The organism is Chryseobacterium sp. II3a, from assembly GCF_057815135.1.
Genome location: NZ_JBYPZJ010000001.1, coordinates 302,911 through 324,965, shown reverse-complemented (window position 1 = coordinate 324,965; position 22,055 = coordinate 302,911). Strand labels below are relative to the sequence as shown.

Genomic DNA, 22,055 nt, shown 5'->3' with positions numbered 1-22,055 from the left:
CCCCTAACTTATAACCCAAAAACAATATGACCCATTTCCAAAAATACATACAAAGATATTTAGATCAGATCCCATCCTCAGATTGGTTAGCTGAGTTAAAAATATCAGAAGAAAAAACAGTAGGAATTTACTCTAATCTTACGGAAGAACAATCAAAATTTGCATATGCTGAAGGTAAATGGACCTTAAAAGGATTACTCCTTCACTTATCTGATACAGAAAGAGTTTTTCAATACAGAATCTTAGCTTTTGCAAGAGGTGATAAAAACAATCTTCCAGGATTTGATGAAAATGAATATGCAGAGCAGTCTTTTGCCAGTGAAAGATCTCTGGAATCTTTACTGGAAGAATACAAACTGGTAAGAAAGTCCTCTCAGATTCTATTAGAAACAATGAATCCGGCAGCTTTACAAAATATCGGTACAGCAAACGGTCATGAAATCTCAGTGGAAACCATAGGAAAACTGATTATCGGACATAATTACCACCACCTGAACATTATTGAGGAAAGGTATTTATCTAAATTAGGATGGATGTAATGTAATAAAACGATAAGATAAGTTTTAGCTAAAGCTAGATGATTTTTTATTCATTGTTAAACGTGCTAAAGCCCATTCCTATTGAATTTGATAAAATGCTGCAAAAAATTATTCTAAAATAATATAATTAGCTTATTTGTTACTGAACAATTAATAATGCTTCCATAATTTTCACAAATACAGAACATCAATAGAGACGGGCTTTAGCCCGTCTTTTAATTTATAAATATTTCATTGGCTTTAGCCAAAACTTAGTTTAAAAAAGATTATTTTTGATAAAAACAACACAAATGTCCTTTATCAAAATTTACGTTCACCTTGTCTTCTCAACAAGAAACAGAACTCCCTATCTCAATACATTCGATCTAAGAATAAAGGTATGGAAACACATTAAAGAATATTCTTCAGAAAAAGGAATATTCTTAGACATGATTAATGGATATTCAGACCATTGTCATTGTCTGATTTCTTTAGGATCAGATCAGAATATAGAAAAAGTAGTACAATTATTGAAAGGGGAATCGTCTTATTGGATCAATAAACATCAACTCACCAAAGATAAATTTGCATGGCAGGATGAATATTTTGCTGTTTCTGTTTCTGAAGCCAGATTAGATGCGATAAGGAATTATATCAAAAATCAAGAAAAGCATCATCAGAAAAAGAGTTTTACAGACGAATTTCAGGAATTCATTGAAAAATATAATTTTAAAATGTAAGTTTTGGCTAAAGCCGGAAGGATTTTTTATTTATTGTTGAATGGGCTAAAGCCCATTCCTATTGAATTTGATAAAATGTTGCAAAGATTATTCTTCATTCATTATATAAAACATCAATAAAGATAGCTAATGCCCATCTTTAATAATTTATAAAACGTTCCAATGGCTTTAGCTAAAACTTAAAGATACTCCGATACACAATCCTTTTTTAGCTACAATTTTTTGCCCAAAATTCATATATTCTCTACCTTTATCCATTATTTTGAATGTAATAAAAATATGGAACCTATTATTGAAATATTAAAATCCGGCGGAACTATTCTGTACCCTACTGATACCATTTGGGGAATTGGCTGTGACGCAACCAATATAGAAGCTGTCAATAAAATTTTTGATATCAAAAAACGTGAAAAAAACAAGTCTATGATTATTCTGGTAGAGTCTGAAAAAAGGCTTCAGGATTTGGTAGATGTTCCCGAAATGGCTTGGGAAATTATTGATTTAAGCGAAAAACCGGTCACCATTGTTTATGAAAACCCAAGAGGTTTGCCTAAAGAATTACTAGCCGAAGATGGAAGTATCGGAATCAGATTGGTAAAAAATGACTTTTGTAAAAAATTAATCACGAAGCTGAATAAGCCTTTAGTTTCTACTTCTGCTAATTTCAGTGGTGATAAAAGCCCGTTGAAATTCTCAGATATTTCTTCGGAAATTATTAATCTTGTGGATTATGCTGTGGAGGAAGACAGAGATAAAGTTTCGAAATATTCAGGATCTTCGGTGATCAAAATATGGAATGATAACAGAATAAAAGTCCTTAGAGAATAAAAATTCTGTAGTAATCTGCTTATTTTTTAGAGTCTTGTCAGTTCATATCGGCAGGATTTCTTTTTTTTAATTCTATCTTTGCAAAATCCAACTCATAAAATACATGCTATGAATCATCAAGAATTCGCTAAAATGTGGGTAAATACCTGGAACTCTCATGATTTAGAGGATATCCTCACCCACTATTCTGATGATATTGAGATTACAACTCCCATGATTGCAATGGCTGCCGGAGGAAAGGAAAGTTTCTTAAAAGGAAAAGAAGCCGTTCGTGAATACTGGAAAAAGGCATTGGACAAGTTTCCGGATCTGCATTTTGATCTGATTCATTCCACAGGAGGAGTAGATTCTGTAGCATTATTTTATAAGTCTATCATGGATAAACATGCTGTAGAAGTTATGTTTTTTAATGAAGAGGGAAAAATAAATAGAATGTACGCTCATTATGACTAATGGCCGGCATTGTTAATTGACGCTATTATAAACGATGAAAATTAATCTTACTCAAAATAAGAATTTAAAACTTTTTAAAATAATTTCTGAAGCCGCAGAAAGAAATAACCAGTCGGTATATATTGTCGGTGGATATGTTCGTGATCTTCTGATGAAGAGAAAAGCATCTACTGATATAGATTTTGTGACGGAACAAAGCGGTATTGAACTGGCTCAGAGTGTAGCTCAGGACATTGATCCTAAATTAAAGGTTTCCGTATTCAAAACCTATGGCACCGCTATGATTAAATATAAGGATCTTGAACTGGAATTTGTAGGTGCCAGAAAGGAAAGCTATACCGAAAACAGCCGAAAACCCGAAGTAGAAGGCGGAACTTTAGAAGACGATCAGAAAAGAAGAGATTTTACAATCAATGCGATGGCTATTTCTCTGAATAAAGACAATTTTGGAGAACTCATCGATCCTTTTAACGGAGTTGAAGATCTGGAAAAAGAAATTTTAAGAACCCCACTAGAGCCTGCTCAAACGTATTCTGATGATCCATTGAGAATGATGAGAGCGGTACGATTTGCTTCCACTTTAGGTTTTACGATTGAAGAGAATTCTTTGGAAGCGATTAAACAGGAAGCAGAAAGAATCAAGATTGTTTCTATGGAAAGAATCATGGTGGAATTCAACAAGATCATGCTCTCTGAAAAACCTTCTGTAGGATTAAAATTAATGGAACAAACAGGGCTTTTAAAGCTTATCATTCCTGAATTGATCGAACTAAAAGGAGTAGAAGAAGTAGAAGGACAAACCCACAAAGATAATTTCTATCACACTCTGGAGGTAGTGGATAATATTTCTGTGAATACCAATAACCTTTGGCTGCGTTGGGCTGCATTACTTCATGATATAGGAAAAGCGCCTACCAAAAAATTTGTTGAAGGTACAGGATGGACATTCCATGGACATGAATTTTTAGGTTCTAAGATGGTAAAAACACTTTTTCAGAGATTAAAACTGCCATTAGGAAGCGATATGAAATATGTTCAGAAGATGGTTAAACTTTCTTCCAGACCTATTGCCCTGATTACGGATGATGCTTCAGATTCTGCATTAAGAAGGCTTTTATTTGATGCCGGAGAAGACCTTGAAGAACTGTTTACTCTTTGTAAGGCAGACATTACAACTAAAAACTCTAAAAAGCAGGAAAAATTCAAGAAAAATTTTGAATATGTAGCCGTGAAGATCAAAGAGGTTGAAGAAAAAGATCAGGTAAGAAATTTCCAGCCACCTATTACCGGAGAAGAAATTATGGAAATGTTTAACCTTCAGCCAGGCCGTGAAATCGGTATTTTAAAGGAAAAAGTAAAAGAAGCTATCCTTGAAGGTGAAATCCCAAATGAAAAGGAAGAAGCAACAAAATTCGTGATTGCTGAAGCCGAAAAACTGGGATTAAAAATAAACTAATTTTCACGATATAGAAAAGTAAAGCTGGATGAGTAATCCAGCTTTTTTATGTTTTTGAACAATATATATCAAAGCCGGGCGGGTTCTAAGAACCCGCCCGGAAAAAAACACAAATGATGAAAAAATAAAAAATTATTTTAAGTACGCCAAAGCGTATTATATTTTTAGTTCCAATATACTGAATTGGAAGCTATACCAGCAGAGAATGTTTTAATAATAGCTCCAGATGTATTGTAAACAACAATTTTACTATCCTTCGTAAATCCGTTTGCATCAGAGGTAAAAATAAGATCTTTAACCACACTGAATCCATATAGATCAGAATATTGTTCAGAGCTAGCTTCTACAGTAAACAATGGTGAAGTAGGTACAGTTCCTAATTTCATATCCATAGTATAAACACTTTTGCCTGAACTGAAATAGAATTTATCATTTGAAATCTCCAGGTTTTTAGCATCAGTAATTCCTGTTAAAGTAGTTGTTTTTGTAATAGCTCCTGTATTTGAAATCTGATAGATATAAGAATCTGTAGTTCCGGCTGCTATAGCATAAACGTTCTGATTATATGAAATAATCTTGTTGATATTTCCGTTTACAGGAAAAGTCTTCTGAATTTCATTGGTTGTTGTATTAATAATAGTGATATTATTTCCATATCCAAATGAAGCATTCTGTACAAAGATATTATTTCCTGCTTCCACAATTCTTTCAACAGTTTCTGTAAAAGGAATTTTTTTGATAAAAGAATTATCTGAAGTCTTATAAACACTTACAAATTTTTCTCCATTATATTTATCATTCGTTACATAAATATTATTGTTTGCAAATGCCATATAGCGAGGTGTATTCAACTCTTTTGTAATTTCACCAGTCGCTTTAAAGTTATTACGGTTTACAATCTGAATTTTATTTGAATTGTTTAATAATAAATAAGCATTGTTTCCATTGAAAGTAATCATTTGAAGAACATCCCCTAATTTTCCACCATTATTGAATGAAAAAATATTATCCTGCTTAAGACTTAAATCTGGAGTAACAAAAGTTACTTCTGCATTTGGCGTTCCATATTTTCCTTCATTGGCAATCAGGAATCCATTACTATAATCAATTCTAGGTAGAAGTTCATCAGTATTATCAGTACTACAAGATACAACACCCAAGAGAAGCGTAAAAGCAAAAAGAAGATGTAAAAATTTGTTCAGTTTCATATTATTTAAAAATTAATTGTTGCATAAATACTATAATTTCTTTTTGGCATCGGATAATCATATACTGTCTGGTAAACTGTATTTGTAAGATTATTCACTTTGAATCCTAGGGTATATTTCTTTAAAATATCCGCAGAAATACCAGCGTTTAAAATAAAATAAGGATCCAGTGCCACAGATCTTTTCTCATCTGCCGTAGTGTAAGTAAGTCCATTCATAAGCCCTTGAGCATATATTTTAAGGAAATCAAACTTATAATCTATTGAGCCACTAGCTTTGTGTAAAGGAACATACATCATCTGTTTTTGGGTTTCCTTATTAATAGATTTTGAATATGTATATCCCGTATTAACCTTCAGGCCATGTCTGCCAAAATTTTTATTCCAGGTAATCTGCGATTCTAAGCCATAAAACTCAGATTTATATGTATTAAAAGGAACCCAATAGCTATATGAAGTAGGAAGCCAGCTGATAAAATCCTTAATATCCATATAATATGGGCTGAGAGTAATCTTAAAATCTCTAAAATTAAACTCATGATCCATATCAATATTTAAGGAGGTCTCAGGACGTAGGTTCAGATTTCCTCCAGGCTGCCAATAAAGATCATTAAAAGTTGGATATCTGAAGTTTCTTGAAAAACTGGCACCTATATGATACCATGATAAAGGATTCCATTTTCCAGAAAAAGAATACAGAACTGGGGATGAAATGTTTTCAACAAAATCTTTCTTTATTCCTGCTTCAAAACGTAAATCTTTAGAAACAAAATATCTTATCATTCCTCCTAAAGATCCTATATTTCGACTGACACTTCCTATCCCTGTCTCATACCCCTCCGCCTTATTCACCTGAAACTCTCCAATCACATTAATATTGATTTTGGGAGTGATGAAATAATTAAAATCGTTTTTAAAGATATAATTCTTTCCTTCTGCTCCACTGGATTTAAGTGAATGGATATCTGAAAAATATTTGTAATTATCTTCCGTATAAGCAGCTTTGAAGCTGTTAGTGAGATTCACCTTATTGATATCCCAGGAGATCAAACTTCTCAAAGTATTTGCCTTATACTTCGACCTGTTACCATTTTCCTCGTAAATTGCGTAATGCTGAGAAGCGTCAAATATCTGGCTTTGCCATGAAATAGTCTGAGAATCCGTAATTTTATAAGCAGTTCCTATATTAAAGGTAGTATTGTAATACCTTCCATTGATATTTTTAAATGGGGTTCTCCCTACTACAAATTCCGGCACCTCATAATCATTAGCACTTACACTATAGTTTGCAGAAGCTTTAAAGCTAAATTTATCATTACTGTAAGAACCCTTTACAAAGTTATTATAGGTATCAAAAGATGCTACCTCTGAAAATAAAGATCCGTGGAATCCTTTATTAAACTCCAGGTTATTATTCAGATGAATACTTCCCCCAATAGCTCCTGATCCGTAGACAATACTTCCTCCACCTGCTTTTATTCCAATCTGGTCATATCCAAACAATGCAATATTATTAATATCTCCCTGTCCTAAAAAATTAGAGTTAATGTTAATACCGTTCCAGACAAAAGCAGTCTGCTGAGCTGATGTTCCCCTAAAAGAAGGTGAAGAAACGGCACCACGCCCATTTTCTTTAATATAAAGGTTAGATTGAAATCTAAGTAATTCTGAAAGATTGCCTGAATTCTTTTGAGCTTCTTCTGGTGTAATAGTTTTCACAGGGTGAAATTGTTTCACCTTGTTCATCTGGCTGTCGAATATATAAATAGTATCTACAGCTTTCTCCTGTCCGAAAAGAAAGCAGCCATAAGATGAGAGAAACAGTACCAGAGATCTTTTTATATCCATATCCTTCTACTTTTCCACCGAAAGCAATATGTTTTTTGATTATTATTCTGGCAGGTCTCCTGACTTTCGCTTTCTGCGCCTTCCCGTTTTTATACAGTGGCTGAGTACAGAAATTGGTATTGCGATCTACAGTTGCGGGGACAGTTTGGGAGTTACACCCAATTCCCTTTTCATTCCAATATACTGGAAACCAAAATTTTTGCAAAGATAGCTTTTTAAATGTATTAGACAAAAAGTGGATGTTGTAGCTGAAAACAAAGAAGATAGGAGTTGAAAAGTAGTAAAGTATATATATCAACAAAATAACTATAGTAATCCCCTTTAAAACTATATCTTTTATCGTAGGCATACTCTGATAAAATTCCCAACACCCCTCTTCAATGATTCATAAAAAACAGCTGTTTTCACTATTGAAAACAGCCATTCATGGTATAACTATTATTAAAATTTGCTAACTTTTACTTCTTAATGAATTTGTAATTCTGCTGTTTGCCTTCTTTCTCTGAAAGCTGTACTATATAATTCCCTTTTGGCAAAGATGATACGTCAATCTGATGTTCCATAGCAGTGTACGATCTTACTTTTTGCCCTACCATATTATAAATTTCTGCTTTTTCGATATTTCCTGTTCCTTTTATATATAAAATATCAGCTACCGGATTTGGATAAATACCCATTGTATTTTTATCTTTTGAAACATCACTCACTGATAAATATTCTGTAAGATCAAGATAAAATGCGACCATTTGATTCGAAGCATTCATTCCCGTTCCTGCTATTTTTTTCCCATCCTGAGAAATCGCCAAAGGAAGTCCCATAGTTACTCCATTGGTATTAATTCCTAAGCTTGTTGCATAATCATTAAGATTAACACGGCCATCTGCTTCTGTCCAGATAAAGCCTTCTCCCGACATAGGCGGTGCTCCAAATGCCCTGTAAAATCCAATAACCCTTGTTCCATCTCCAGAAACACCGGTCGCCCCTCCTTTGAATGAGAAAGAAGCATTAGGATGTGTTATATAAGTCACCCCCGTTGCTGCTTTCCATACATAAGGATTTGGGGTTGCTGAGCCAATAATGGTATTTCCATCTGCAGAAACAGCTCCCGCTTCTCCTACGTTATTTCCATTGTTATCTGTAATGAAACTTTCGACCCCATCTATCCACTTTGCACCACTTCTGGCTCCTGTAGGTTCATCCTGCCATCCTACTACCACAGCTCCATCTGCACTTATAGCATTCGCTCTTGAGCTTCTTCCGCTTACCATACTTCCAAGGTCTACCACTCCGTTTGTCTGATCCCATTTTACAGCATGGGCATTTGCTGCAGTAAGCCAGCCCAGGCCTACAATGGTGTTTCCATTGGGAGATATTCCCCATGTGGAGCTTACACTTCCGTCCCAACCGGTAGGAACAAGGCCGCCTTTGTTTGTCCATGTTGAGGTAAATACATCATAAATTGAAATTTCATTAAAACCTGTTGCTGCATTCGTAATTGATGATGCAATTGTATTTCCATCGTTAGAAACGACAGTTTTTCCCGCAGCCGGATACCCGTTTGAGATGGATCCTATCTGTACAATTCCAGTATTGGATGTCCACATATATATACCACCACCGCTGGTATGCATACTCACTATCCCTTTATCAGACACTGCCCCTACGTTATAATTCCCGAGTCCCATTACCGTAAGTTGAGCTTTTGCTGCACCAATATTTAAAAAACAATAAGCAACAACCATTTTCATTGACACTTTGTAAAAATTTTTCATATATTATTATATTTAATATTTAGAATCAACAGAAACAATATTAACATTATATTTACCCAAACAAAAGAAATAGACTTTCACAATTCGTGAATTTCGAAAGAATTAAAACTTTAAAAAATTAATAATCAAATACTTAAATAATTCTATTTTGTAGGCAGCTTTTCAGGCGAGTTGTTAAGAAGAACATGAAAAATAAATGGTTATTCAGAAAAATGGTTAAAAACAGTAGAAGAATATTTCTGCTGATCTTTACATTATGCTTTCTTATTATCAATGGACAGTCTGGTCCTGATTTTACTATTATTGCTGACAAAGCATTTCAGAAACTGTATCAAAATCCTGATGACTGTATTAGTTATACTCAGGGACTTTTAGTAGGTGATCAGGATATAGAACATAAGATTGTACTTCAGAACATTATTTCACAGGCTTTCGCCATGAAGGGAGATTATATGCAGTCAGTCAATAGTTTTTCTCAGAAAGAAAATCCAGGTCAAAGTCAGGAGCTCTCTTATTTTATGCAGATCTTTGGGGATTATAATCTTGCAGACCAATATCAGAACCTGGGATTGTATACTCAATCTAAAAAGATAATTGCTCATCTTTTATCAGATCAGAAGATTCTGAAAAGCAATGATCCCAAATTAAGAATCACTACCGCAAAACTCTATCAACTTCAAGCTTTGAACCTGGGAATTAATAGAGACTATTCCAATGCATTAAAAAATCTTGACAAAAGTGATCAATATACCAACAATGATAACCAAGAGAATAAAATTATTACAGCAGAGAACAATATTTTCCGTTCCTCTTATTTAATGAAACAAAATAAGCTAGCCGATTATAAAAAATTGATAGAAAATGTAATTTCTGACCTTGAAAAACAGCAAAACCAACCATTTTTACTCAGTTTAGCTTATGAAAATCTTTCCCGGTACTATTTCCTACAGCAGGATTATAAAACTTCAGTTCAAAAACTGGAACTAGGATTGTTATTAATTGAAGACCTTCCTTTTAACAATATAAAGATTAAGATTTACGAGTCATTGTCCCGTACTTATTTTGCCCTCCAGGATGATATAAAATATCATCAATACAACAAATATTATAATGATTTAAAAACCAAAACGGATTACAATACAAAAGAAGGAATACGATACATTGTAAAACTGGTGGAAACCAATCAAAATAAAACCCTTGAATTTGAAAAACAAACTTATTCAAAATCTTTCTGGACTTTCACTTTGATTTTATCTGCAATCATCATTGCTTTATTCATCTATTTTTTGATTATTAAAAGTAAAAATAAAGATTTGAAAAAGCAATTTGACTTCTTTGAAAAACAGAATTACCAGCAAAAACAAATTGTCCTTCCAACCACTATCTTACTCAAAAACACTCCTGATCCAGAAAGGAATTCCAATAAAATTTCTAAGGAAAAAGAGGAAGAAATCCTTCAAAAGCTTGAGGAATTTGAACAGTCTGACCGGTATCTGAACAAAAACATGTCATTATCAATGCTTTCAGCCCAATTGGAGATCAACACCAAATACCTTTCGGAGGTCATCAATAATAAGGAAAAAAATTTCAATGGATATATTAATAAACTAAGGATCAATCATATTGCTCAACTGCTAAGAACAAACCCTACTTTTCTTAACTATAAAGTAAGCTATCTTGCAGAGTACTCGGGCTTTTCTTCACATAGTGCCTTTACCACTGTTTTTAAATCTATTACAGGAATGTCTCCTAACGCTTACATCCAGGAAATCAGTAAAAGTAAAGTATCATGAAACTAAGATTAAAAATTTTCTCATTATTCCTTTTGTCCTCTATTTTTATAAACGGTCAAAGCACTTTAGATGCATCCCTGTTGAAAAAAGCTAAACTGGAAATCTATGATAATCCGGAGAAAGCCATTCGCATTGGAAAACAACTTCTGAAAAAAGACAATAGTCTCAAAACCTCTATTGACATCTATATGCTTCTTTCCACGGCTAATGTTGCCAAAAGAAATTTTGAAGAATCTCTGAAATATATTTTAAAGGCCAAAGAACTTTCACAAAAAACAAATGATGCAAAAAGCCAGGTAAGTGTACTGGTTTCTGTAGCGATACAGTATCAACAAATGGAACTTTTCAGCAAAAGTCTTGAAACATTGGATGAAGCAGATCAATATCTGGCCAAAATCCCTGAAAAAACTCCCGAAAAATATATAGAAACAGCCACAATCTATGCCATAAAAGGAATGATTTATAAAAGCCAATCCAACTCTGACATTGCCCTGGAAAAATTTCTGATCTCTATAGAAAACTTTGAAAAAGTGCCGGTAAAGAAAACTACTTACTCTAATATGAGTGTGGTGTATTACAATATTGGCTATTGCTATCTTAATCTCAATCAAATTGATAAGGCCCAACAGGCATTTTTGCAATCAACAGATTGTGCCCAGCGAAATAATGCCAAAAGTCTGGAAGCATTTGCGTTAAAGGGAATGTCTGAAGTATATAAACAAAAACATGAAAATCAAACCGCTGTCAATCTTTTGATAAAGGCTGAAAATCTCAGTAAAAATACAGGTGATATTATTTTGAATGAGGGAATTTACAATGAGATGGCCAACAACTACCTCGCCATGGGACAGCAGGACCTATATCAGCTGTACAATAAGAAATACTTTGAAATGAAATTTAAGAGAAAACAAAACGAACTGTCATCCATCAACCAAGTCATTGATAATCACAACAAAGAAACATCTGTAAAAAGCCAAAAACTAAAATCTCAGTATTATTATATGAATATTATGTCTTTTGTGATCGCCAGCATTCTTATCCCTATTCTACTATATTTTATTGTAAGAATCAGAAAACAGAATAAAAATTTTCAAAAAGAGATCCAACAGATCATACACACTCCATAATTTATATGCACAAAAAAAACATCCCAAAAATGGAATGCTTTTTTGTTTATGATATTTCAGGCTATTTGCCTATAACTTCAGTGATTGGATTTCCAACACTTCCGCTTGGGAACTGAATTTTCAATAATGAAGAAACAGTAGGAGCAATATCCGTCATGTGATAAGCTTTATTACTTTCTCCCTGCTTCACTCCCCAGCCCATAAAAATTAGTGGAATGTGTGAATCATAAGAATTCCATACACTGTGGGTAGTTCCTGTTTTAGAATACGGTGGAAGCATAGAATCGTGAGAGATTAATTGGATATCACCACTTCTCTGTCTGTTGATTCCGTTGATAATTCTTTGTTTAATAGGCTCCGGAATGCTTGATTCAGCCACTTTGTCTACAGAAACTGCATATAAAACAGTAGGATCTTTTTCTAACTCTTTAACTGTGAAGTTTCTTACATCATCCAATTCAAGTTTACTGTCTGCCAATACTTTTCTGTCAAAATAAATCTGATAGTTATCTATGGCGTTGATTAATTTATCCGCTCCGAATTTATCTTTCAGCTTTTGATTAAGATTCTTTTCAGCACCTTCTCCAAAGAAACCGGTTGGGATTTTATGCTCTTTTAAGAATCCTACAGAATGTGCTCCACCGTGATCAGCAGAAAGGAAAACAGTATACTCTCCTTTTCCTACTTTAGAATCCAGGTAGTTGAAGAATTGTGCTAAATCCTGATCTAATCTGATATACACATCTTCCACTTCAATAGAGTTTGGACCGAATTTATGTCCGGCGTAATCTGTAGAAGCCAGGTTGATCGCTAAAAAGTCTGTAATATTATCACCTCCTAATTTTTCCCCATCTACAGAAGCTTCTGCTAATTTCAATGTTAACGTATTTCCGAAAGGAGTATAACGGATGTTGTCTTTCTTAGTCTGATAATCTTTTGCAAGATCATTGTAAGGGAATGTAGGTGTTTTTGCACTTCCCAATAATCCTTCCCAAGGAGAATTGTCTGGTGCACTTTCCGTATATTGATTGATCGGAAGCAAAGTGTTCCAACCGTTAGCTACCAATTTTTCAGGTAAATTCTGTGAGTTAAATGATTTTACCCACTGAGGCAGATCATTCATATACCATGTACTGGTGATGAAATTCCCGGTACTGTCATCAAACCAGAAAGCTCCGTTGGGTGTATGTCCTGCTGGAAGAATAGAAGCTCTGTCTTTCAAAGAAACTCCGATTACTTTTCCCTGGAAGTTCGTTGCCAGTCTCAACTCATCAGTTACTGTTGTTGACCAAAGGTTTTTTGGAGAATGACTTCCTGTTTTTGTATTGGTTGTACCAACCGGCTGAACACTATCATCAGCAGTACAATATACTCCTTTACCTGTTTCTTTATCTGTCCAGTCATTTCCGGCAATTCCGTGAATTGCAGGTACCGATCCGGTGTAGATACAAGTATGTCCTAAAGCTGTAATGGTAGGAACATATGGAATGTGTACGTTATTTAAAGAATATCCTGTATTCAAAAGTCTTTTGAAACCGTCATTGCCATATTTATTGTAAAAACGGTATAAATAGTCCCAACGCATCTGGTCTACTACCAGACCAACTACTAATTTGGGTCTTTCAAGTTGAGAATTTCTGTTCTTCTGCGCATTGATTGTAACTACGGACAAGAAAGTAGCTGCCGCAATTGAAATGTTCCTAAGCATCCAAGTAAAATTTTATTGTTCACAAATTTAGGGGTTTTGAATGTTTTAGAACGTGAAATTTTATTTAAATTTGATCTTTATTCAATTCTCAACAAAAATTCATCATGATTCTCGGAGTATACTGGTACTTTAAATTCCCTGAAGATTTATATCATTTTAGATTTTTCAAGTTCTTCGAAGGATATGGCGGGCATGCAGATAATGCCGCAGAATTGACAGTAAGAATACAGGTTGGCCATCCGGATGATTTCATTGAAAAATTAGAAGAATTGAAATCAGGGTTTAAAAAGGCTTTTTTACACCTTAATATCAATGAAAATCAGTTCATCATCAGCATTGGAGATCATATGCTTTTTGATTTTCATTTTCAGTTTGCTCTTGAGATAGAAGAGCTTTTGATTCGTGAAAATGCTTTATTATTGGATTCCAGCATTCCATTTAAATCACTTTCTACTAAAACTTATCATGCAGCAAGAGACCAATTTGAAAACAATGAACATCGTTTTATACAGATTGTAGGTTCAGATTTTAAAAAGAATAATGCTGAAAACCTTTCTATAAGGATTGACTGTAACCTGCCTTTACATGATAAAGAATTCTTCATTAGTGATTTGGGTTCTATCTGTCGTGAAGAAAATATCAATGTATTCTATTATAATGATTATGATTTTAACAGCCATTGTAATCTGATGCTTTTCTTTACCAATGGCCGTCAGAAAAAAAATGCAATCCAAACAGTTAATCTCAATTCATTTGGAAATAAGGTCAGACAGCTTACTCAAAAATACCCTATTCATTTCGGTCATCTTGAGGGTTTAAAAAAGTATCCTCAAAACGGGCCTCACGTTGAATTGGTGATAGATGAGGAATATATTTTAAACAAAAAATAATTAAAAAAAACGACTAAATCTAATAGTATGATTAAATTTAAATATGTAATTCTTTATGTAGAAGATGTAGAATCAGCAATGAATTTCTACCAAAATACTTTTGATTCAAAAATAAAGTTCATTACTCCTGAAAAGGATTATGGAGAACTTATTACAGGAGAAACTACGCTTTCTTTTGCTTCCATTGCTTTAGCCAGTTCTAATATCAAAAAGGGATTTCTTCTTTCAAAAACAGAAGCTAAGCCTTTTGGAATTGAACTTGGATTTGTAACAGACGATGTGGAAGCCCTGGTTGAAAAAGCAATACAAAACGGAGCCGTTTTGTATGAAAATATTACCGTAAAACCTTGGGGACAGAAGACAGCTTACATTAAAGATCCTAATAATTATCTCGTAGAAATCTGTACTGAAATTCAATAAAATGATCATCCGTGGAAATAAAAAAACTACAAAGGCTAACGTCTAACCCCAGTTTGAATTGGGGAAACAATGGATATTCTACAGATATCATCTATTCTGTTTCTTCAATAGAATTCAGCGGCACCTTTGAGTTCAGTCTGAGAGAGAAAAAATTATCATACACGAAAGTATGGGAAACCAGTACTGAAGATATTGAAGAACTCAATACCCTCATTGAAAAAGATTCGTCTTTCGGGGCTTTTGCAGATAATGCCCTTCAAGGCTGGATTATCTGTGAGCACAGAACCTGGAACAATAGTTTTTACATTGAAAACGTTCTGGTTAATGAAAAGTACAGAAGACAGGGATTGGGAATTATGCTGATTAAAAATGCCATCAAAGAAGCAAGAAAACTGAACTGCCGGGTGATTGAGCTGGAAACCCAGAACACAAATTATCCTGCCATACAGTTTTACAGAAGAATGGGCTTCAATATCACAGGAGTGAATACCAGATTGTATGATCATTCTGAAGAAATTGCCGTTTTTATGACATTGGATATTGAATAAATCACTGATCAATATTTCAGATATGTTCTAGCTAAAACCAACAGTTTATTTATTGGAGAGCGGGCTTCCTTCGACGGAGCTCTGAATAATAGCCCGCTCCTATTGATTTTTACATTTATTTTATTTTCGGTAAAACGATCAGACTTTCATTCCCGGAAGCGTTTACAGCTTGTACGGCAAAGAAATAGTTGTCTTTAGAATAAGGCAGCTTAATGACAGTTTCTTTGGTAAATATTTTTTTCTGCCATACGGAAGCATCCGTTTCACGCATTAACACATAATATCCTGTTATCTCTCCCGATTTCGGTTTTTCCCAGGAAAGATCTGTAAAGTTGGTAAGTTTGGTGACTTCTATTTTCACATTTTCAGGTTTTGAAGGTGACTTTGCCAGGTTGGCCAGAACCGCAATATTCACGCCTACATTCTTTTTAAAATAGTCAAAATCCATAAATTCCGGTAAGTCTCCATACTGCACTCCATTTTCTTTTCTGATGTCCTGATGCTGATGATCAAAGTTTTCATTGAATTCCGTTAGTCGTACAGCAGAAAACCCCTTTTCAACAAATGGTGTATGATCTCCACCTCTCAAAAAACGGTCGTTTCTATAGATTAATTTGACCTGAAGATTATCTACATACCGTTCTCCTATTTCTTTAATATACCTTGCCAGCTGTCTTGGTTCTCCATCATTTTCTAATCCGAATTTCCTGATATCCTGTGCTTTTTTATCCAGTTCATATTGAGGCAGGCCTTCAGAAAAAACTCTCAACTGATGGGTGTTAATCAAATGGGTATCACTGCTGAGATTATTGGAGATCATATCATTATTCAACAAAGCTTCCAGTTGCCAACTTTCATTAGCAGCCTTCTCAGCCAGCATTTTTGATCCCAACAGGCCTTGTTCTTCTCCGGAAAATGCCACCAATACAATACTGGCAGGAAATTTAGATTTGCTCAGTATTCTTGCACTTTCAATAAGAGCAGCCACTCCACTTCCGTCATCATTGGCTCCTGGTGCATTATCTTTGAAATTCATCACATCGCTTACCCTGGAATCCAGATGTCCACTCATCATAAACACTCTTTTATCGTTGGGATTTGTGCCATGAATAATGGCAATGGCATTTCCTAAATCCGTAGTATGGTCTATTCTTTTTCCATCCGGCTGGATCGTTTGATTCTGGAGAAAAACCTCCATTCTTCCTCCTGCATTTTTCGCATAATCATTGAACTTTTTCAGCACCCATTTTCTAGCAGCATCTATTCCTCTTTTAGGGTCTGTAGTGGAACTCATGGTATGCCTTGTTCCGAAGCTCACCAGAGAATTGATGTGGCTTTTCAGAGAATCTGTACTTACCTGTGAAACATAATTGATGATTTCAGGATCCTGCTGAACTGTTTGCTGAGCATGGAATACAACGGGGATAAAGAACAAAGTGAATATCAGTTTTCTCATAATAGAGCTATCAATTAATCTTTTAAAACTTATTTTGAATTAATAAATTTACGAAAAAAGGGAATTAACAACTTAATTACAAAAGCCAATGACGGGAATATTTGATAAAAAATATGCATCTTTGAAAGACCTTATTTCTTTTTCTAAAGATTTACCATGAAAAATCTCCTTATTTACATCCGCTCTCTTACTCCATTTTCTGATGAAAGCTGGACATTACTTCAGCCCGCTCTCTCTGAAAAAGAATACAAGAAGAATGAAGTGATTTTGAAGGAAGGAGAAATATGTAAATCATTATTCTACATTGACAAAGGATACTGTAAATCGTATTACGAAATAGAGGGTGTAACGAAAAACACTGATTTCTTCTTTGAAAATGAAATAGTTACCAATATCGGAAGCTTCGGAAGCGGAATTCCTTCAGAATTTAATATAGTTGCCTGCGAGGAATTACATGCTGTTGTTTTTGATAAAGAAATACTCTTTACAATTGCACAACAATACATTGAAATAGAATCTCTGGGCCGTCACTGCATCCGTCAGTTTGCTACTAAACAGGAAGAATTCGCCAACCTGTTCAAACTGTATTCGGCTCAGGAAAGATTGGAATATCTTGAAAAAAAACATCCTGAAATGTTACAACGGGTTCCTCTTACCCAACTGGCGTCATTCCTTGGTGTCGCAAGAGAAACTTTAAGCAGAATCAGGAAACGAAGAATTTCGCAGTAGCTGAAACTTCTTACCCAAAGAATCAAAAAAAATAACATCATACCCCAACCAAAATGAAAACATTAATCTGGAAAGGAATTGCTTTTCAATCCTTAGAATATTTCAACATTACAGAAAATGACAAGAACCTGATCGTAGAATCAAAAATAATTGGTTTCTACGAAGACAAAATGTATACTGTAGATTATCAGCTAATCATCGATCCTAACTGGAATATCCTTGAATTTGTCATTGAATCTGAGGTTAACACAATCAAAAATAAATTAACCGGTAGAAAACTGCAGAATGAATGGGAAATAAACGATGTAATCAATCCTGATTTTAAAGATTTTCCTTTCATTGATATTTCTTTAACTCCTTTCACCAATACTTTACCCATCAATAATCTAAATTTGGCTGAAAGTGACATCCAGGAAATTAAAGTTATTTATATTGATGTTTTAAATAGTCTGGTAAAACCGGTTACTCAGCAATACACCAGAATTGATATGTACAGTTATCATTATGACAACCTACAAACTGATTTCAAAGCAGATATTGTAGTTGATAAAAATGGTTTGGTTGTCAATTATCCAGAATTATTTGAAAAAATTGCTGAGATTTAAAGCTCAATCTCATTAATTATTAATTTCTTTCTATTTAATTTCTTTCTATTCAATTTTTTATCTTTGACTCAACATCAACAATCACTATGACTATTGCTGAAATAAAAGAAGCTGCTCTTACTTGTGGGGTTCTAAACCCACAGGAGCTAAGTAAGAAGATAAGAGAATTAAAAGACAGTGGAATTTCATATCTTGGATGTTTTGCATTTACTCAACATAATCAACAAGTTTCCATTTTAGAAGCTAAAAACCTAACATTGGAACTTGATGCGTTTACAGAGGAAGAAAAAGCTGAATACAATGGGTATTACAATTTGATGATGGATGATTTTAAAGAAAACGAAGACTAAAGCTTATGGAAAAAACAGATAACAGAATTCAGGAAATTAAAGATAAAATAGAAAGACCTGCCACAGAATTTTTTACTGGCGGCTTCAGGCCTCTGAATGTGCTAGAAGAATCATGGATCGGGCGGGTATTTGCCTATGCTGAAGATGAAGAAATTCCTTTAGATAAAAATGGTGACCCAATGATGCCGCTTATCCAGTTCTATCTTCCTAACCAACCTTTTGTACCTGAGCTGATCAAGGATAAAAAATTAATTACAGTCTTTATCACTCAAGACTTTCCGGAAACTTTTGAGAAGATGGGGGAAAACTGGTTAATCAGAGAATATGATAGTCTGGAGAATATTGTCATCAAAGATTTACAAAGTCCGGTTTCTTATTTAAAACCATTTCCACTACGCTCCGAATTATATCCTAAAGATGCTCCTTTATGGGATGGTGGCGGAATTGAAGATATAGATTATAAATTAATCTCTGAAATTGTTAAGCTTGAAAGAGAAGGACATTTCAACAGCTATTTTGACATCATTAAGCACTGTTACAGTACTAAATTGGGTGGTTATCCATCATTCTGCCAGCCTGGCATCGGGTTTAAGAATGGTTTTGGAGAAGGCTTCGAGTTTGTTTTTCAGGTTTCCTCAGACAACAAAGCTCAACTGAATGTGATTGACAGTGGAAGCTTTATGTTTGCTAAGAATAAGGAAACTGGGGAGTGGAGTTTGTATTATGATTTTTATTAATAAAACAGGCAGAATGGAGGTTAGTATGGGTTGTAAAATTTTAAAAATCAATTTTAACAGAAAAAATAAATAGCTGTGTTCTTTATGAATATACTATTGTAAAGCTCAGTCTATTTATTTCTATAAGCATCCTGTATTCCAATGCTGGAGTATCTTAAAAATATAATCAGCAGTGAAAATGTGGTGAAAGGAAAATAATTTTTGTCCTTAGTAATAAACACGCCTTCACGATTGTTATAATACTATGAAAACAGTTGCCCTCCTACTCTTTTTTCTGTTTCTCTGACTGTCTTTCCAGCTCAGAATCATCAGTCTGAAGGCTTTTATGAAACTTCAGATCATGTAAAGATCAAATATAAAATCTCCGGAAAAGGAGAAGCTTGTATCTACATCCCAGGAGGGCCTGGGCAGGGATATCCGTCGTTTGAACTGATGGGAGGAAACAATCTGGAAAAAAACATGCAGATGATGTATATGGACCAGCGCGGATCCGGCGAATCCGGTACTTCTGAAAATTATCATCTTGATAAAATGATTCAGGATATTGAAGAACTGAGGCAATATCTCAAATTGAAAAAAATCTTTCTGCTGGCTCATTCTTTTGGAGGAATCATTGCAACAAATTATGCAAAAAAATATCCGCAGCATACCAAAGGGCTTATCCTTGCCAATGTCACGCTCTACTTCCTGAATGATGAATCTGTAAAAGAACAGATTGAATATGGAAACAATCTCTTACAGACAAAAAACAGAGAACTCCCCAAGGACAGCCTTTCTTCAGAGCTCACCAAAATCAGCAGTGCTTTAAGAAAAAAGAGAATCGGATATAAATTCCTGACCGAAGATATCGAAACCATAAAAGAGACAGATAAAATAGATTCTCTCCATCCCCGTATCATTGACTTTGGAATGGCTGTCATTTCAAAACCTAAAGACTTCCCGGAATACTATGCCGATTATACGTCCACTACAAAAGATATCAAAATTCCTGTACTTGTTATTACTGGAAAAAAAGATAAGGCAGTCGGGACTCAACATTATAAAACCTTTCGGTTTCCCAATCAGAAAATAGTTGTCATTGATGGCGGACACCTTCTGTATTACGAGAAAAATAAGGACTTTGTAAATGCTGTAAGCCGTTTTGTAAATGCAAATAAATAAGTCAATAATTATTAATTCAAAACCTTGTTAACATGTATGGAGTTTTTTAAATAAACAGAAAGCCGCGCCCACCGGGCGCGGCTTTCCTATATAAAATTCAGTATATTAGAATTTAAGATCTCCGTTCACTTCTCTTACCGCATTAGCAGCTTCAGAGAATTTCAATTGCTCTTCAGCAGTTAATGTTACGTTTACGATTGATTCTACTCCGTTTGCTCCGATAATAGCCGGAACTCCTAAGCAGATATCATTTTGACCGTATTCCCCTTCAAGCATTAAAGAACAAGGGATCATTTTCTTTTGGTCGCAAGCAATTGCCTGAACCATTACAGAAACAGCTGCACCTGGTGCATACCAAGCTGAAGTTCCTAATAATTTAGTAAGGGTAGCACCTCCTACTTTAGTTTCTTCGATAACATATTTTTGTTGATCTTCGCTTAAAAACTCAGTTACTGGAACTCCGTTTCTTGTAGCTTTGCTCAATAATGGAAGCATTCCTGTATCACTGTGAGCAGCGATTACCATACCGTCAACATCAGAAATTGGAGCTTCTAACGCTTCAGCCAATCTGTATTTGAATCTTGCAGAGTCTAATGCACCACCCATTCCGATGATTTTGTGCTTAGGAAGACCTGAAGTTTTGTGTACCAAATAAGCCATCGTATCCATTGGGTTAGAAACTACGATGATGATTACTTCCGGAGAATGTTTTACTAAGTTTTCAGTAACTTCTTTCACGATACCAGCATTGATACCGATCAATTCTTCTCTTGTCATTCCAGGTTTTCTTGGAATCCCTGAAGTGATTACGGCTACATGAGAACCTGCAGTTTTGCTGTAATCTCCTGTTGTTCCGGTAATTTTTGTATCGAATCCGTTAAGCGACGCTGTCTGCATCAAATCCATTGCCTTACCTTCAGCAAACCCTTCTTTAATATCTACCAAAACTACTTCTGAACAGAAGTTCTTCATTGCGATGTATTCTGCACAGCTTGCTCCTACAGCGCCTGCACCTACTACAGTTACTTTCATATTGTTACTTTTTTAATTATTTATTGTTTAGTTACTATTTAATTTTGAAACTTCCCAAATTTAATAAATCCTGAAAAAATGCACAATTTTTCAGGAAATTTATTAGCATTAAAAGGAATTAGTTGACATTCAGTAAAAATGAGTACAGCTTTTTCGCGCCAGACAGCACTTCTCCGTACTTTTCCTCTGAAACTTCAGTGTCCAAAACGTCTTTAAAGTTCTTCCACATGGATCCTGTATTTTCCTGATAGCATCCGAAGAAGTTAAAAGTCACCGCGTCAAAACCTTCCGTTTTAGAAAGCTGCTTGGCAATAACATTCCCTCCCAATGTAGAACCTTCAATGACATACATAGCCCCTAATGCTTCATGTTCATTTTCAAATTCAAGATGATGGGAAGCCGGTTGATTTTCAAGAGAAAGACTTTCGAGGTCCTTTTCAATAAGAGGAAGCTTCTTTCTTTCGGCAAGCTGAAGTTTATCAGCATACTTGTCAGAAAGGCTGTTGAATATTTTATTTTCACTGTGAAGAAGCATCAGGTAATTGGTATGGATGATCTTTTTATAATCTTCTAAAGTGAAGGTTTTATTAAAAATCTTTTCAGAATTAAAAAGTTTCTCGGCTGCATCGTGATAGTCTGCTGTATTGTGTTTAAGATATTCTGATACCATAATTACA

At 34.6% G+C, this 22,055-nt stretch carries 22 protein-coding genes and 1 riboswitch; of the genes, 15 read left to right on the top strand and 7 right to left on the bottom strand.

The window, feature by feature from the left end; translation table 11 throughout:
• Positions 1–26: 26 nt before the first annotated feature.
• The 5 genes from AC3HD6_RS01550 (at position 27) to AC3HD6_RS01530 (ending at position 3,995) form a co-directional block, all read left to right on the top strand.
• Entirely contained in the window at positions 27–539 is a 513-nt protein-coding gene (locus tag AC3HD6_RS01550) for a DinB family protein (protein ID WP_488894758.1), read from the top strand.
• A gap of 290 nt (positions 540–829) precedes the next feature.
• Positions 830–1,258, top strand: a complete 429-nt coding sequence (gene tnpA / locus AC3HD6_RS01545; protein ID WP_488894757.1) for an IS200/IS605 family transposase — start codon at positions 830–832, stop codon at positions 1,256–1,258.
• 279 nt (positions 1,259–1,537) lie between these two features.
• Complete coding sequence (locus tag AC3HD6_RS01540; RefSeq protein ID WP_068944281.1) at positions 1,538–2,086, top strand: L-threonylcarbamoyladenylate synthase; 549 nt, start codon at positions 1,538–1,540, stop codon at positions 2,084–2,086.
• A 108-nt stretch (positions 2,087–2,194) separates the two neighbouring features.
• Positions 2,195–2,539, top strand: coding sequence for a nuclear transport factor 2 family protein (locus AC3HD6_RS01535; protein WP_488894756.1), 345 nt, complete (start codon positions 2,195–2,197; stop codon positions 2,537–2,539).
• Positions 2,540–2,573: 34 nt separating this feature from the next.
• The gene (locus AC3HD6_RS01530; protein ID WP_488894755.1) at positions 2,574–3,995 is read left to right on the top strand and encodes a CCA tRNA nucleotidyltransferase; all 1,422 of its coding nucleotides are present in this window, start codon (positions 2,574–2,576) and stop codon (positions 3,993–3,995) included.
• A gap of 164 nt (positions 3,996–4,159) precedes the next feature.
• Here AC3HD6_RS01530 and AC3HD6_RS01525 read toward each other — a convergent pair whose 3' ends face one another.
• From AC3HD6_RS01525 to AC3HD6_RS01515, 3 genes are all read right to left on the bottom strand, one after another.
• Positions 4,160–5,203: a DUF5074 domain-containing protein gene (locus AC3HD6_RS01525; RefSeq protein ID WP_488894754.1), complete on the bottom strand. Its 1,044-nt coding sequence runs from the start codon at positions 5,201–5,203 to the stop codon at positions 4,160–4,162.
• 5 nt (positions 5,204–5,208) lie between these two features.
• Positions 5,209–7,050, bottom strand: a complete 1,842-nt coding sequence (locus AC3HD6_RS01520) for a TonB-dependent receptor plug domain-containing protein (protein WP_488894753.1) — start codon at positions 7,048–7,050, stop codon at positions 5,209–5,211.
• A 32-nt stretch (positions 7,051–7,082) separates the two neighbouring features.
• A riboswitch (cobalamin riboswitch) is annotated at positions 7,083–7,260 on the bottom strand.
• Positions 7,261–7,508: 248 nt separating this feature from the next.
• Positions 7,509–8,822: a T9SS type A sorting domain-containing protein gene (locus tag AC3HD6_RS01515; protein ID WP_488894752.1), complete on the bottom strand. Its 1,314-nt coding sequence runs from the start codon at positions 8,820–8,822 to the stop codon at positions 7,509–7,511.
• A gap of 185 nt (positions 8,823–9,007) precedes the next feature.
• On the opposite strand from AC3HD6_RS01515, the gene AC3HD6_RS01510 reads away from it, so the two are divergent.
• Together AC3HD6_RS01510 and AC3HD6_RS01505 are read left to right on the top strand one after the other, a co-directional pair.
• The gene (locus tag AC3HD6_RS01510; protein WP_488894751.1) at positions 9,008–10,615 is read left to right on the top strand and encodes a helix-turn-helix domain-containing protein; all 1,608 of its coding nucleotides are present in this window, start codon (positions 9,008–9,010) and stop codon (positions 10,613–10,615) included.
• Entirely contained in the window at positions 10,612–11,742 is a 1,131-nt protein-coding gene (locus tag AC3HD6_RS01505; protein ID WP_488894750.1) for a tetratricopeptide repeat protein, read from the top strand. Before AC3HD6_RS01510 ends, AC3HD6_RS01505 begins: the two co-directional genes overlap by 4 nt.
• Positions 11,743–11,803: 61 nt before the next feature.
• On the opposite strand, the gene pafA is transcribed toward AC3HD6_RS01505, so the two are convergent.
• Positions 11,804–13,450 (bottom strand): alkaline phosphatase PafA, encoded by a 1,647-nt coding sequence (pafA, locus tag AC3HD6_RS01500; protein ID WP_488894749.1) that lies wholly within the window; start codon positions 13,448–13,450, stop codon positions 11,804–11,806.
• A gap of 104 nt (positions 13,451–13,554) precedes the next feature.
• On the opposite strand from pafA, the gene AC3HD6_RS01495 reads away from it, so the two are divergent.
• From AC3HD6_RS01495 to AC3HD6_RS01485, 3 genes are read left to right on the top strand one after another with little or no spacing between them, the layout of a single operon-like run.
• On the top strand, positions 13,555–14,340 hold the full coding sequence (locus AC3HD6_RS01495; protein ID WP_488894748.1) for a hypothetical protein: 786 nt from the start codon (positions 13,555–13,557) through the stop codon (positions 14,338–14,340).
• Between the two features lie 27 nt (positions 14,341–14,367).
• On the top strand, positions 14,368–14,760 hold the full coding sequence (locus tag AC3HD6_RS01490) for a VOC family protein (protein WP_488894747.1): 393 nt from the start codon (positions 14,368–14,370) through the stop codon (positions 14,758–14,760).
• Between the two features lie 11 nt (positions 14,761–14,771).
• Entirely contained in the window at positions 14,772–15,308 is a 537-nt protein-coding gene (locus tag AC3HD6_RS01485) for a GNAT family N-acetyltransferase (protein ID WP_488894746.1), read from the top strand.
• Between the two features lie 115 nt (positions 15,309–15,423).
• Here AC3HD6_RS01485 and AC3HD6_RS01480 read toward each other — a convergent pair whose 3' ends face one another.
• A complete protein-coding gene (locus AC3HD6_RS01480; protein WP_488894745.1) occupies positions 15,424–16,764 on the bottom strand; it encodes a M28 family metallopeptidase in 1,341 nt (446 codons plus the stop codon).
• A gap of 156 nt (positions 16,765–16,920) precedes the next feature.
• On the opposite strand from AC3HD6_RS01480, the gene AC3HD6_RS01475 reads away from it, so the two are divergent.
• The 5 genes from AC3HD6_RS01475 (at position 16,921) to AC3HD6_RS01455 (ending at position 20,346) form a co-directional block, all read left to right on the top strand.
• Complete coding sequence (locus AC3HD6_RS01475; protein ID WP_488894744.1) at positions 16,921–17,493, top strand: Crp/Fnr family transcriptional regulator; 573 nt, start codon at positions 16,921–16,923, stop codon at positions 17,491–17,493.
• Positions 17,494–17,546: 53 nt separating this feature from the next.
• Entirely contained in the window at positions 17,547–18,098 is a 552-nt protein-coding gene (locus tag AC3HD6_RS01470; protein WP_488894743.1) for a putative glycolipid-binding domain-containing protein, read from the top strand.
• Positions 18,099–18,184: 86 nt separating this feature from the next.
• On the top strand, positions 18,185–18,448 hold the full coding sequence (locus tag AC3HD6_RS01465; RefSeq protein ID WP_488894742.1) for a hypothetical protein: 264 nt from the start codon (positions 18,185–18,187) through the stop codon (positions 18,446–18,448).
• 5 nt (positions 18,449–18,453) lie between these two features.
• Complete coding sequence (locus tag AC3HD6_RS01460; protein WP_488894741.1) at positions 18,454–19,185, top strand: YwqG family protein; 732 nt, start codon at positions 18,454–18,456, stop codon at positions 19,183–19,185.
• 282 nt (positions 19,186–19,467) lie between these two features.
• The gene (locus tag AC3HD6_RS01455) at positions 19,468–20,346 is read left to right on the top strand and encodes an alpha/beta fold hydrolase (protein WP_488895338.1); all 879 of its coding nucleotides are present in this window, start codon (positions 19,468–19,470) and stop codon (positions 20,344–20,346) included.
• Positions 20,347–20,451: 105 nt separating this feature from the next.
• Here the strand turns inward: AC3HD6_RS01455 and AC3HD6_RS01450 are convergent, their stop codons facing one another.
• Positions 20,452–21,378, bottom strand: coding sequence for a malate dehydrogenase (locus tag AC3HD6_RS01450; protein WP_318846891.1), 927 nt, complete (start codon positions 21,376–21,378; stop codon positions 20,452–20,454).
• A 118-nt stretch (positions 21,379–21,496) separates the two neighbouring features.
• On the bottom strand, positions 21,497–22,048 hold the full coding sequence (locus AC3HD6_RS01445) for a biliverdin-producing heme oxygenase (RefSeq protein ID WP_488894740.1): 552 nt from the start codon (positions 22,046–22,048) through the stop codon (positions 21,497–21,499).
• Positions 22,049–22,055: the final 7 nt, after the last annotated feature.

Coding starts and splice junctions, on each gene's coding strand:
- AC3HD6_RS01550 (WP_488894758.1), top strand. CDS start 27: ATGACCCATTTCCAAAAATACATACAAAGATATTTAGATCAGATCCCA.
- tnpA (WP_488894757.1), top strand. CDS start 830: ATGTCCTTTATCAAAATTTACGTTCACCTTGTCTTCTCAACAAGAAAC.
- AC3HD6_RS01540 (WP_068944281.1), top strand. CDS start 1,538: ATGGAACCTATTATTGAAATATTAAAATCCGGCGGAACTATTCTGTAC.
- AC3HD6_RS01535 (WP_488894756.1), top strand. CDS start 2,195: ATGAATCATCAAGAATTCGCTAAAATGTGGGTAAATACCTGGAACTCT.
- AC3HD6_RS01530 (WP_488894755.1), top strand. CDS start 2,574: ATGAAAATTAATCTTACTCAAAATAAGAATTTAAAACTTTTTAAAATA.
- AC3HD6_RS01525 (WP_488894754.1), bottom strand. CDS start 5,203: ATGAAACTGAACAAATTTTTACATCTTCTTTTTGCTTTTACGCTTCTC.
- AC3HD6_RS01520 (WP_488894753.1), bottom strand. CDS start 7,050: ATGGATATAAAAAGATCTCTGGTACTGTTTCTCTCATCTTATGGCTGC.
- AC3HD6_RS01515 (WP_488894752.1), bottom strand. CDS start 8,822: ATGAAAAATTTTTACAAAGTGTCAATGAAAATGGTTGTTGCTTATTGT.
- AC3HD6_RS01510 (WP_488894751.1), top strand. CDS start 9,008: ATGAAAAATAAATGGTTATTCAGAAAAATGGTTAAAAACAGTAGAAGA.
- AC3HD6_RS01505 (WP_488894750.1), top strand. CDS start 10,612: ATGAAACTAAGATTAAAAATTTTCTCATTATTCCTTTTGTCCTCTATT.
- pafA (WP_488894749.1), bottom strand. CDS start 13,450: ATGCTTAGGAACATTTCAATTGCGGCAGCTACTTTCTTGTCCGTAGTT.
- AC3HD6_RS01495 (WP_488894748.1), top strand. CDS start 13,555: ATGATTCTCGGAGTATACTGGTACTTTAAATTCCCTGAAGATTTATAT.
- AC3HD6_RS01490 (WP_488894747.1), top strand. CDS start 14,368: ATGATTAAATTTAAATATGTAATTCTTTATGTAGAAGATGTAGAATCA.
- AC3HD6_RS01480 (WP_488894745.1), bottom strand. CDS start 16,764: ATGAGAAAACTGATATTCACTTTGTTCTTTATCCCCGTTGTATTCCAT.
- AC3HD6_RS01475 (WP_488894744.1), top strand. CDS start 16,921: ATGAAAAATCTCCTTATTTACATCCGCTCTCTTACTCCATTTTCTGAT.
- AC3HD6_RS01470 (WP_488894743.1), top strand. CDS start 17,547: ATGAAAACATTAATCTGGAAAGGAATTGCTTTTCAATCCTTAGAATAT.
- AC3HD6_RS01465 (WP_488894742.1), top strand. CDS start 18,185: ATGACTATTGCTGAAATAAAAGAAGCTGCTCTTACTTGTGGGGTTCTA.
- AC3HD6_RS01460 (WP_488894741.1), top strand. CDS start 18,454: ATGGAAAAAACAGATAACAGAATTCAGGAAATTAAAGATAAAATAGAA.
- AC3HD6_RS01450 (WP_318846891.1), bottom strand. CDS start 21,378: ATGAAAGTAACTGTAGTAGGTGCAGGCGCTGTAGGAGCAAGCTGTGCA.
- AC3HD6_RS01445 (WP_488894740.1), bottom strand. CDS start 22,048: ATGGTATCAGAATATCTTAAACACAATACAGCAGACTATCACGATGCA.